This is a genomic window from Paenibacillus albiflavus (assembly GCF_004344915.1).
Taxonomy (GTDB): Bacteria; Bacillota; Bacilli; order Paenibacillales; family NBRC-103111; genus Paenibacillus_AM; species Paenibacillus_AM albiflavus.
Window position 1 is genome coordinate 47,005 of the sequence record NZ_SKFG01000011.1, and the last position, 11,225, is coordinate 58,229.

Here is an 11,225-nt window from a genome sequence, read left to right on the forward strand (position 1 = left end):
GAGGTTTTCGTTTGCGGTATTACAACATAGCCGACCTAATTCGGGAGATTTAATCATTCTTCATGTTTTTGCAAGCAAATACCAAAAAGATGTACAATGGGAAACATGAGGATGGAATATAAAGGAGCGAGTATGAACAATGAAATTATATAAGTCATGGAATCAGAGGATACGTCCTATCCTATGGTGGCTTGTCATTATTGGATTAGTGGCGGCAATGCCTCTGGCATTCATGCGCGAGCACACCGAAACATCAACGAACAATGTTGAACTTGTATTTAACTATCGTTCCTTGCAGGAGATTTCGGATACGCAGCCTAAGCCAGATCAGTTCGTGAACGAGCATCTGGACAGAATGAAGAATGTCGGCATCACTTCGATGTCTGTATTTGAATCGACGTTGAATGAGTTAAAGATGGCGAGACGCATCGACGTATTCACACCGCATGAAGCGATGCTGCTTACGCAGACAGCAATACCTGTCAACAACAACTTCACGTATATTTTGTTCAATAATCAAGAGGCGCAGAACAAGCTGGAGCCGATTATTAGACAATCGTTTACGGAAGATTTCGGAGTTCAGGTTTCACCTTGGGCATATGGTGATCGCAAAGGCTTAATTATCGAAATGGCCATGGATGATGCCTTGCTGCGTCCGATGGACCCAGATCCTATTACTATGCAAGCTTTGAAAGACAAGGGCTTCAATTTAGTTGTCCGTATGTCGAATAAACGTCCTTTTGATAAGCATCGTATGGATACCCTGCTTGGAAACCTGCATAATAATTATGGAGTAAGCCGCATTGTTGTGGATTCCGATGCCGTTCCTGGATTTACGGGGGATGATGATGATCTTCTGCAAATGGCGGACAAGCTTCGTAAGTATGATATCGGTCTAGCGACAATTGAAATGCTAAAGGAGCCACAAAAAGGCTTTAATAAACTAGCGAATGCGATCAACTACAACGTTGTACGTTTGCATTCATTTACTGAGAAAGACACAGAGAAGTTCATGACGCCGATGACCAAAGGCGATCTAGAGGGCTTGATTGATGCGGCAGCGGATCGTTTTGTGCTGGCGGTTAAAGACCGCAATATCCGTATGATCTACTTGAATGCGAAAGTTTCAAAGAGTCTTGAGAAGAAGCAAGTGGATCAACCGCTTGAGGCGATCTACAAGGCTTTGGAAGGTCCAGACGGAGCGATGGAGCGGATTGAACAAGCGGGCTTCACTTTTGGTCCGGCAGAGCCGTTCCAGGTGGAGAAAACTTCTTTTACTGATGTATGGCAAAAAATTGCGCCGTATTTACTTCTACTTGGCGGAGTCGCATTAATTGCGCTGATGTTCTCTTATTTTATACCTGAATTGACGCTGCTTATCTATATTATCGGAGTTATTGGTGCAGCAGGACTGAATGTCCTATCGGATTCGCTATATTCTTCAGGGCTTGCGCTGGCAGCATCCATAGCGGCACCGACTGTTGCCATGATTCTGGCGATTAAAACCGCGAACCGAGTGAATTTGGCTAACAAGAATGCAGGTGTTGTATTTGGTATTTGGTTAGTCGTTCGCACATCTGTTATTTCTATAATCGGTGCTGCTTATCTCGTTGCGCTGCTGAATCAAACGAAATATTTCTTGGTGCTTGAGCAATTCCGCGGTGTCTCAATGCTGCACTTGATGCCGATTCTGCTAATTGGTATTTACATCTTGCTCTTTAGTGATGATGTAACGTATGCAAAGCGTTGGGAGAATTTCAAAGGGATATTGAACTATCGTATCAGTGTAATTTGGATTATACTTGCAGCGCTCGGTGGCGTCATGATCTGGTTCTATCTGTCACGTACAGGCAATGAAGGATCAGCTTCTAACCTAGAGCGTATGCTCCGTGCTTTCTTGGAAGATTTCCTAGGTGCAAGACCGCGGAACAAAGAATTCTTGTTCGCACATCCTGTCTTCCTGTTAGGTGCATACTTGGCATTTAAGTACAAGAATGCGATTTATCTCATGATTGGTGGTGTAATCGGACAGCTATCGATTGTTGATACGTTCGCGCATTTACACACACCGCTCCAAATCTCAGGACTTCGTGTTGTATACGGTCTCGTATTCGGTTTAATCATCGGTCTTGTCTTTATTGCAGCATGGGAAATAATCACTAGGAGTTGGAAACGTTGGGGAGCACCGTTATTCAGAGAATAGTCATATCGGGTTACTACGGTTTTGATAATAGTGGGGATGAAGCAGTTCTGCAATCGATCCTGTTTGCATTGGAAGAACAAGGTCAGCAGCAAGGGATTAAGGTCGAACCAATTGTGCTATCCGGGAATCCTGCCCGCACAACCGAAATGTATGGCGTGCGTGCAGTTCCGCGTATGAAGATCGGAGCCGTGCTTGGTGCTTTGCGCGAAAGCAGTGGATTAATCTCTGGCGGCGGCTCGCTGCTGCAAGATGCCACAAGCTCTAGAACGATACCGTACTATCTAGCGATCCTCAAGCTTGCGCAGTGGCTCAGGAAGCCGACGTTTATATACTCGCAAGGTATTGGCCCTGTGAACAAGCAGATGTTCTGGCCGTGGATTCGATCTACGATGTCAAAGTGCGCTTACATCTCCGTGCGCGACGAAGAATCCGCCCAACTGCTGGTGCAGATGGGCGTCAAAACAGAGCGGATCGAGGTGGTACCCGATCCGGTGTTGGGCTTGCCGCTCCGGGCATCGGGATCGAGAGAGGCAGCAGACGCTGCCTCTTCGGCCGATCAGCCCGTGATCGGCGTCTCGGTCCGCCCCTGGGAGGCGGACCGCAGTGAGCTCGCGGCGCTCGCGGATTGCTTGCGCCGCGTATCGGCAGCAGCCGTGAGCATACGACTGCTGCCGTTCCACCTTCCGATGGACGAAGAAGCGTCGGAGTATGTGGCTGCGCGGATGGCGCAGACCGCGGGCGGTGACGGCGGCGCAGGTGCTGCCGCAGCCGCGGTCGCACCTAGCAGCGTCACAATCGCCCGTGGGATTACTCATCCGCAGGATATGATCGCAGAGGTAGCCTCCTGCGATCTTGTGATCGGGATGCGGCTGCATTCGTTGATTTACGCCGCATCGCAGCATGTGCCCATGGTTGGCATATCGTATGATCCGAAGATCGATCATTTTATGCACCGCCTGGGCATGGAGCCTGCCGCATCGACGCGCAGCATCGATGCGGAGAAGCTGAGCGAGCATGTGCTTGAGCTGCTCGCTGCTCGGGACAAGTGGCGGTCGCAAAAGATGACCGCCATCGACAATCTCAAAGCGCAGGCGCAGCAGCCTGCGCAACAAATTATCAACTACTTACGTCTAAAGCTCTAAAGGATGCGATATTGCAAATGAATGATAATCAAAGCTTGGCTAAACCTTATCCGACGGTTCCAATGTACGGCGTACCTATATCCAAAATGAACATGAAAGAAACCGTCAGGTTTCTAACGTCTGCCATTGAGGAGCATGTACCGCATCAGGTCGTGACGATAAATCCCATCATCTTGATGGCTGCGCTGGATAACGCTCAGTTCTACAAAGACCTGCAAGCCTCAGAGCTTATCGTTCCTGATGGTACAGGTGTAGTTTGGGCTGCTAATTATATAGGCCAGCCTGTACAGGAACGCGTTCCCGGGATAGAACTTGTCAATGAGCTGATGAAGGTCGGAGAGCTAAAGCGCTGGAGAGTCTACATGCTCGGTGCCTCGGATGAAGTGATCGAGGCTGCGGCGGCTAAACTGCAATCGAATCATCCTGCTATTCGAATTGTTGGTTATCGCAACGGCTTTTTCTCAGAGGAGGAAGATCAGTCTGTGATTGCAGCGATTCGTGCGACAGAGCCTGATATTCTGCTCGTTGGACGTTCAACTGATAAGCAGGACCCTTGGATTGCGAAGTATAAGCAAGAGCTTGGTGTTCCTGTGATGATGGGAGTCGGAGGTACGTTCGATATATTGTCTGGTAAGTTGAAGCGTGCGCCGAAACTTTTTCAACGTCTCCGTTTGGAATGGTTGTATCGTTTATTGCAGGAGCCTAAACGCTTCCCAAGAATGCTTGTCTTGCCAAAATTTGCGCTTAAAGTGATTCGTGAGCGAGATAAAGTGCTTAAACCAAGGTAATTTAACTCATTATCGCCTGAAAAACGTCTTTTTGCGCCAAAAATGCTAGTGGTATTTATTTTACATACAGAGTATAATTTGTTCGTATTATTGAATTTATAACTTTTGTGTCATAAATTCTAGATAATACCTTAAGAAACACATCCGTCCTCACAGACGGTGAAATCGTTTCTACTTGGTGTAAAAATTGAAATATCATTAGTCCATCATTACAATGATAATAGAATCGATTATTGTTAAATTCTAAATTCGATGTAGGAACGTAAGAAACGACTCTAGCCTGTTATTTTGTGAAAATGCCTGAGTCCGTTTTTCTTGTATATTTTTGGTTTTAGAGAAGTAGAGGGGTAGTGAATTTATATTATGGTTTGGTTATTATATATAATTGGCTTTGTGTCATCCTGCCTAATTGCGTTGTTGCTTACACCGCTTGTGAAGAAACTGGCGTTCTGGATTGGCGCTACAGATCAACCTGATGCACGTAAGGTACATACCAAGATCATGCCTCGATTGGGTGGCTTGGCTATTTTCCTAGCTTTTGTTGGTGCGTACTTCATTGTTTCACCGATTCTGAATGATTATAACTATAATGCGGCTTTGGGAATTTTATTAGGGAGCACGGTCATTGTTTTGACAGGAGCGCTTGATGATCGTTTTCAAATCCGTCCACGATATAAATTGTTAGGGCAGCTTGTTGCTGCAGGAATTGTAGTAGCTTTTGGTATGCGTATTGATCTTGGCAGTCTACCATTCGTTGGAGATCTGTTGGTCGGTGCAGAGTGGGTTTCCATTCCGGTTACGATTCTGTGGCTCGTCGGCGTATCCAATGCGTTGAACCTGATTGATGGACTTGATGGTCTATCCGCAGGCGTGTCTGGTATCGCGACACTTACGATATTCGTATTATCGCTTATCGTTCCGAGTTTAACGGTATCTTTGCTTAGTATCATTCTACTTGGTGGTATCGTAGGATTCTTATTCTACAACTTCCACCCAGCCAAAATATTCATGGGCGACACAGGCTCGCTCTTCCTCGGCTTTGCGCTTGCAGCGCTGTCGATTCTCGGATTTAAGCAAGCGACTGTCGTGTCCTTGCTCATCCCGATTCTGATTCTCGGCGTTCCGTTATCGGACACAGCACTTGCAATCTTGCGCCGATTGGTGAACAAGAAGCCGATCTCTGCGCCAGACAAGAGCCATTTGCATCACTGTCTGCTGCAGCTTGGATTCTCTCACCGTGTAACCGTGCTTATCATCTACGGAATCGCGTTAATCTTCAGTGGTAGCGCAGTTGCATGTACAATCCTGCTGACTAGAGAAACCACTTGGGCCGTATTCCTCATCATCGGAATACTTCTCCTGCTCCTAGCCATCGGAGCCGAATTCATCGGCATCATCTCCAAACGCCGCCGTCCAATCCTCAGCTTCATCCAGAAGATAGGACAGCTGGTTACGAAATCGAACTAATCTATTAGTAGATTCATAGAGAACCAATTCACCTAGGGTGGGTTGGTTTTTTTGATAGGTTTACTTTGGCTAAGTTGAGCTGATTGGGTGGGCCACTCATTACCTTTCGTGTGCCATAATTGGCACATTATCAGGTGAGGAATGCTGGATTAGGGGCAGATGGGGCCATCTATTACCTCTCAGAGGTAAATTGTTAATCGAAAAGTGCCATGAATGGCCCGAGCGCTAGCAGATTAAGTGTTTTGAGATAATTAATCTGCCATTCATGGCCTGCCATCGGCCAATTTTGGCCGAGCGTGCATCTGCATCTACCCAACCAGCCAATCCGTTCAACCATTCCAACCATGGAACCCAACTCAACCCATCCAACCAACCCAACCCCGCAACTCAACCTTACTCAATCCATCCAACTAACTAACCCAACCAATCTAGCCCTTCGTATTACCATCTCACCATTCAATTGATGAGCCGCCCCCAACAAACATCACTCAACACTCCAACCAACCCAACTCTACTTACCACAATCAACATATCCACTCAACCAATATCCCGTAATCTTGCGATTGGGACGTTCAGGAGTGAGCAGCCCCTCATTTACAAAATGTGTAATCCAATTCCGTGCAGTTCTCGTTGGAATATTGAAGCTTCTCGCAATATCAGAAGATCGCAGAAATCCATTGTATTGGTAAGCTAATTGGGTAAGCAATTGTTTGCGATTGGACCAAAGCTGCCCGTCTAGTGTTACTCCAGTTCGTTTGTTCAAGAGTGACCACCAATGGCCAATAGCTTGTACAATCTGACGCTGACATAGCATCGGCTGCTTATCCACTTGGTAGGCTGAGAATCGCAGGATCATCCACCCCTGCAGCATGAAGTCATTTTGTCTTGTTAAATGATCGCTAAAATCACCTGGAGAAATATCCCGAGCATGCGTCGTGAATCCATCAATTTCAATTAAGAGTTTAATCCCATTCTTCATATAGACGAAATCCGCATATCGATCCCCGCCTTTAAAATCCTTCAAAGGATACTCTGCCTCCAACCCATCAAATTCATAATCAAATGCAGGTCCCCAAACTTTTTCTAAGAAATTCATTTCCGACTTTCCTAACTTATTCCGATGTAGTCCCAATCGCTGCGCTTTCTCTTCAAACATATGAACATAATTAGCTAACTCCGCTCTCAAATCAACATCCACCTCTCTACATGACAATTTAGAGCAACCATGTGCCTTGAATGTAATAAGGTTGTGCCTGCAACGCAAAAAAGCACACCTCGCCAATTAAGACAGGGTGTGCTTCACTCTTAGAATTATTGTAAGGGAACGCGCTTCATACCGCAATACATCACGTACATTCCAGACCTGCTAACCCAATAAACGTCAAGAATCTAGCCCTTATGAAAATCTATCTTCCAATCTTCACTTTCTTATGACAAAAACCGATAACTTACATACGGAACTGTCTTTGGAATTCGAAGATTTTTGCTGAATACATTCGATTTGTCGGGGGGTGTCATTGGACATTCGGATTTTCATTGACATAAATAATGTAAGTTTACGGTAATAAAATAAATAGCAAGGGAGAGACAATCGTTGAAGATTTTCAAGAAAGCCTTAAGTTTAATCCTTAGTATCGCATTGGTATTGTCCGTCTTCAGTACTTGGCATGTGAAGCAAGTCGAGGCGGCTACTGCTACATTCTTTCTTCCAGATGACCGGAAGCTAAGTGAAACAGCCAATATAGATTTAGATGCAGGTGGAGCAGGTGCATTGAATCGAGATGTTGTACCTATCTCTAACGACGGTTATTTAACAACGGGCGGTACATTTAGCGGTGTATCAGGTACTAGCCTGAATGTTAGAGTAGATCAAATTGCTTTTAATGATATTAGTTGGGTGGTTCAGTCAGGCAAAACGCGTAACTCTGCTGTACCGAGTCCAAGTGCAAATCGTTTTAAAATCACGAATCTTCAGCTGTTCCCTGGATACAATCGCATCGAAATTTCGGGTGATCAAGGTGGGGTAACAAAGAGTGATACCTTCTATGTTCTATATGAGTCTGGCCCAGTATTAGAATCATTGCAGTTATTTGAAGGCGGTACATTAGTAGATATTAACCAAACCTCACAGATTGTAACTAAACAAGGAGCGGTTACTTTTCAAGGTAAAGTCTTGAATGCAACTACTGTAAGCGTCAACGGCAAGAAGGGATCTGTTGTTGATGGTACTTCATTCTACGCTCCAAGCGTCATACTTAAGCCTGGCGTTAACGAGATAGAGATTGCGTTTAGTAATGCAAGTGACGAGCTGAAATTTACCGTACAAATTTATTATTTTGACAAACAGCAGCCTTTCTCACAATTAAATGTGAAATATAACGGTCCTCCTAAAGACATTCTAAATGCAACGCCTACATTTCCGGTTTCACTTGCAAATCCTTTAGCTGCAGATCTGGATATTGAATTATTAGTTCCTTACCAGAACCTTCCGTTTGCAGGAAATGCAAAGTTAGAGATTGGCAATGGTGAGTCAACAACTAGCCCAATAGCCATCACGAATCCTGCACATAGTGTGACGGAAGAAATTATTTATAATGCCAAAAATCAACCTGATTTTAAAAAAGTTAAATTCACGATTCCTAGCTATAGCTTAGCGAAGGATGCGAATGATAATACAATGCCTGCTGCACTACAGGAATTAAATCTACGCTTGGTTTACGGTACAGGTGCAGGTGCGTCTGTTTCTAACATTAAACGTACGTACTATATTGTAGAAGATCAGAATTTACTATATAATGCTTTTCTTCTTCCTGGATATACTGGTAGCGGAAATATTGATACTAACACACCAAAGCAGTTGTTAAATGGTAGTAAAATTGATCAGCCTGAGTTTTATATAATGGTGGAGAGTTCGAAAGCTCCAGACTCTGCAGCACCTTTGGTTATGAATTTTGAACCAATTGGCACACTTACGTTGAAACCAACTATTGTAAACGTAACTACGCCTGGGGGAACAACAGTCTTAACAGTATATAAGGTAGAAAATTTCCCTCAGGGCACGCAGAACGTAGTTCTTAGCTACCAAGGAGGAAATTCAAAACTAAGAGCTAAGGTTACCTTCGTAACTAAAACCTATATTCAAGTGGATAACTTAGTTGATGGGCAAGTAATTGAGCTTGATTCATCAGCCAGCAATACAGTAGGCCTTAAGGGTCAATTTATTGGTTTTGGAAGTAATTTGCTGGATTACAAGCTGTTTATTAATAATACGGATGAAACAACTTTATTAACCGGCCTAGCTGAAAAGGATGGAATTTATTCTTTCCCTGCAGGATATCCGGCAGACTCAATTGGATTACCTGTTAAACAGGATGGGCCGTTATATTATGGTGAGAATACAATTAAATTTGTACTAAAATATGGAACTGCAACCGGCGGAGTCGTACGTGAATTTACCAAAGAAATCAAAATTTATATTCTTGATAAGAACACGCCAAATGTTAAATTAGTTCGTCCAATTACCGTTCCGACTGGACAAAGAGTTCCACTTGCCCCGCCAAGTAAGCCGTCAGACTATTTATTGCCATCGCCTGAGTTCGTACCCAGTGGTACATTGCCTAACACCTATACAACAACTCACAAAGCCTTCGATTATTATCTTGAAGGAAGCGGAGCAAGTGAGGTAACGATTAAGAAGGCAGGCGAAATACTGTTCCAGTTCGTACCATCGGATACTGTACAAGAAGTCAATGTAACAGCTGGTAGTATTCCAAATGGCGGTATTGCTGTTAGTGTAAATAAACTGCCTCAAGGAACTGACCTTGATTATTACGGAAGCAAGAGCTCCTTTGCTATCCGGATTAATGGTTTACCGATTGTAGAATTAGGACCACATGTATATACAGCAGAATTAAAGAGTTCTACTGGTTCACCAATATCGACTCGTATGGAAATTAATCGTACGACTGCTCCTTATCGAATTCTGGCTCCTAAAGCTAACGTAGGTAAACAGATCGTGGTCAATAAAAACTTTGTACTGTTTGATATTGAGGCAGAAGGAGCAACTGAGGTTATCATTAATGGTGTTAAAGCTGAAAAGCGTAAAGATATTGAAGATCGCTTTGTCGCAACAATTACCGGCCTGAAGCCAAATAAGGATAATAAGATCAGCATCGTTGTTAAGCGTAAGTCTGGTGATTTGAAGGATACAGTTAATGTTTATTATTCAGGCGATGTAGGCGTTGATTCCATGTATATGATGGATATGTCTAGCAAGCTTTCCGTGTTTGATAAGAAAATTGAGCTGACATTCCCTAAGAATACTGTCCTTCGCCGTACACTCGATAAAAAGATCTATCCAAATAATCAACTATTGTTCGGTATAGCTTCACCTGAAGATGGAGTCGTAGGCCGTGTAAACGATTATGGTGATGTGTTAGGTATCAACTATGACCAAGCGAACCAAGATCGAGTGGATGGCAATCAAATGATTACTTATATTGTTGCTGAACTTTATGAACGGTTTAGAAGTCAAATTGGACGCGAACATTTTACACCGGTTTCACAATATTACTGGATCTCTGCTGGTTATGCGGAAAGAGGAAATCCAGGTGATGCGAATTATCAGCCAGCGACAGGTGGATTACCGCCGTATAACTTTATCAATACATTTGCAACATCCCAACCGAATTTAAGTTTCACGCCTGAAGCGCGTAAGCTTAAGCCAACGCAGCGTGGATCAATCAAAATAGCATTTGATCCAAATATTGTTGTAGATGCAGGCTCTTATTTGACGGTGTTCCATTTCGATGATCAAGGTTTATGGAAGAATATCGGTGGCGTAGTAGACATGAAGACGAAGACGATTAGCGTACCATTCGAGGACTTTGGATACTATGTGGTAGCTAAGCTGAAGTATTCCTTCGAAGATATTGTAGGCCATAGCTGGGCACGTAATGTCTTGGCTGCTATGTATGCTAAGGGCTTTATGACCAACTTAAGATATGAGGATTTCGGTGCGGATGACTACACCTCTAGAGGCGAATTTGCCACAATGTTAGTGAAGGCAATGGATATGCCGCTTAATTATGATGACAATAATTCATTCCTAGATGTCGTGCCAGGCAGCCGAACTAGCACATGGAGCTACGAAGAGCTGGAGACAGCTGCAAGAGCTGGTATCATTCATGGTATGAGCGATCGCGTATTTAACCCTAGTGGCCGAATTACTCGCGAAGAAGCTGCGACGATGATCGCTAGGACACTGAATTTGAAAGTGCCAGAGATCAATGATAAGTTAATCGATAAGTTGAATAAAGTATTTGTCGATGGACCGGCCATTAGTCGTTATGCTAAACCAAGTGTTGATGCCGTATATTCGGCTAAGATCATGACAGGTCAACCTGCGGATACCGCAAATAAGAAGTTGCTTGTATTTAATCCACAAGCGAATCTTACTCGAGCTGAAGCTGGACAGATTATGGTAAATATATTGAAGAAGTACAACAAGACATTTGCTAAAGAACTATCCTAATTACTAATAAAGTGGGGGGACAAGCTTTTATTTAATAGAGAGCTCGTCCCTTTGCTAACTGTAAATCTTTTCAATATGGTAAAAGATTACTA

The 11,225-nt window shown here is 43.9% G+C and carries 7 protein-coding genes; 5 read left to right on the forward strand and 2 right to left on the reverse strand.

The genetic code is table 11. From position 1 onward, the window contains the following. Positions 1–139: 139 nt before the first annotated feature. The 4 genes from E0485_RS12585 to E0485_RS12600 all read left to right on the forward strand — a co-directional run bounded on the left by E0485_RS12585 (position 140) and on the right by E0485_RS12600 (position 5,600). The gene (locus E0485_RS12585) at positions 140–2,203 is read left to right on the forward strand and encodes a DUF5693 family protein (RefSeq protein ID WP_132418406.1); all 2,064 of its coding nucleotides are present in this window, start codon (positions 140–142) and stop codon (positions 2,201–2,203) included. Then, positions 2,176–3,345, forward strand: coding sequence for a polysaccharide pyruvyl transferase CsaB (gene csaB, locus E0485_RS12590; RefSeq protein ID WP_132418407.1), 1,170 nt, complete (start codon positions 2,176–2,178; stop codon positions 3,343–3,345). The genes E0485_RS12585 and csaB overlap by 28 nt, the downstream gene beginning before the upstream one ends. Positions 3,346–3,362: 17 nt before the next feature. Continuing rightward, on the forward strand, positions 3,363–4,133 hold the full coding sequence (locus tag E0485_RS12595; protein ID WP_132418408.1) for a WecB/TagA/CpsF family glycosyltransferase: 771 nt from the start codon (positions 3,363–3,365) through the stop codon (positions 4,131–4,133). Positions 4,134–4,496: 363 nt separating this feature from the next. Further along, positions 4,497–5,600 carry a glycosyltransferase family 4 protein gene (locus E0485_RS12600; RefSeq protein ID WP_132418409.1) on the forward strand — a complete coding sequence of 368 codons (1,104 nt, stop codon included), beginning with the start codon at positions 4,497–4,499 and terminating at the stop codon, positions 5,598–5,600. 193 nt (positions 5,601–5,793) lie between these two features. Here the strand turns inward: E0485_RS12600 and E0485_RS25105 are convergent, their stop codons facing one another. Next, complete coding sequence (locus E0485_RS25105; protein ID WP_165921166.1) at positions 5,794–5,955, reverse strand: hypothetical protein; 162 nt, start codon at positions 5,953–5,955, stop codon at positions 5,794–5,796. 156 nt (positions 5,956–6,111) lie between these two features. Continuing rightward, complete coding sequence (locus E0485_RS12605; RefSeq protein ID WP_132418410.1) at positions 6,112–6,786, reverse strand: hypothetical protein; 675 nt, start codon at positions 6,784–6,786, stop codon at positions 6,112–6,114. A gap of 408 nt (positions 6,787–7,194) precedes the next feature. Between E0485_RS12605 and E0485_RS12610 the strand changes: the two genes are divergently transcribed. After that, on the forward strand, positions 7,195–11,133 hold the full coding sequence (locus E0485_RS12610; protein ID WP_132418411.1) for an S-layer homology domain-containing protein: 3,939 nt from the start codon (positions 7,195–7,197) through the stop codon (positions 11,131–11,133). Positions 11,134–11,225: the final 92 nt, after the last annotated feature.

Coding starts and splice junctions, on each gene's coding strand:
- E0485_RS12595 (WP_132418408.1), top strand. CDS start 3,363: ATGAATGATAATCAAAGCTTGGCTAAACCTTATCCGACGGTTCCAATG.
- E0485_RS12600 (WP_132418409.1), top strand. CDS start 4,497: ATGGTTTGGTTATTATATATAATTGGCTTTGTGTCATCCTGCCTAATT.
- E0485_RS12585 (WP_132418406.1), top strand. CDS start 140: ATGAAATTATATAAGTCATGGAATCAGAGGATACGTCCTATCCTATGG.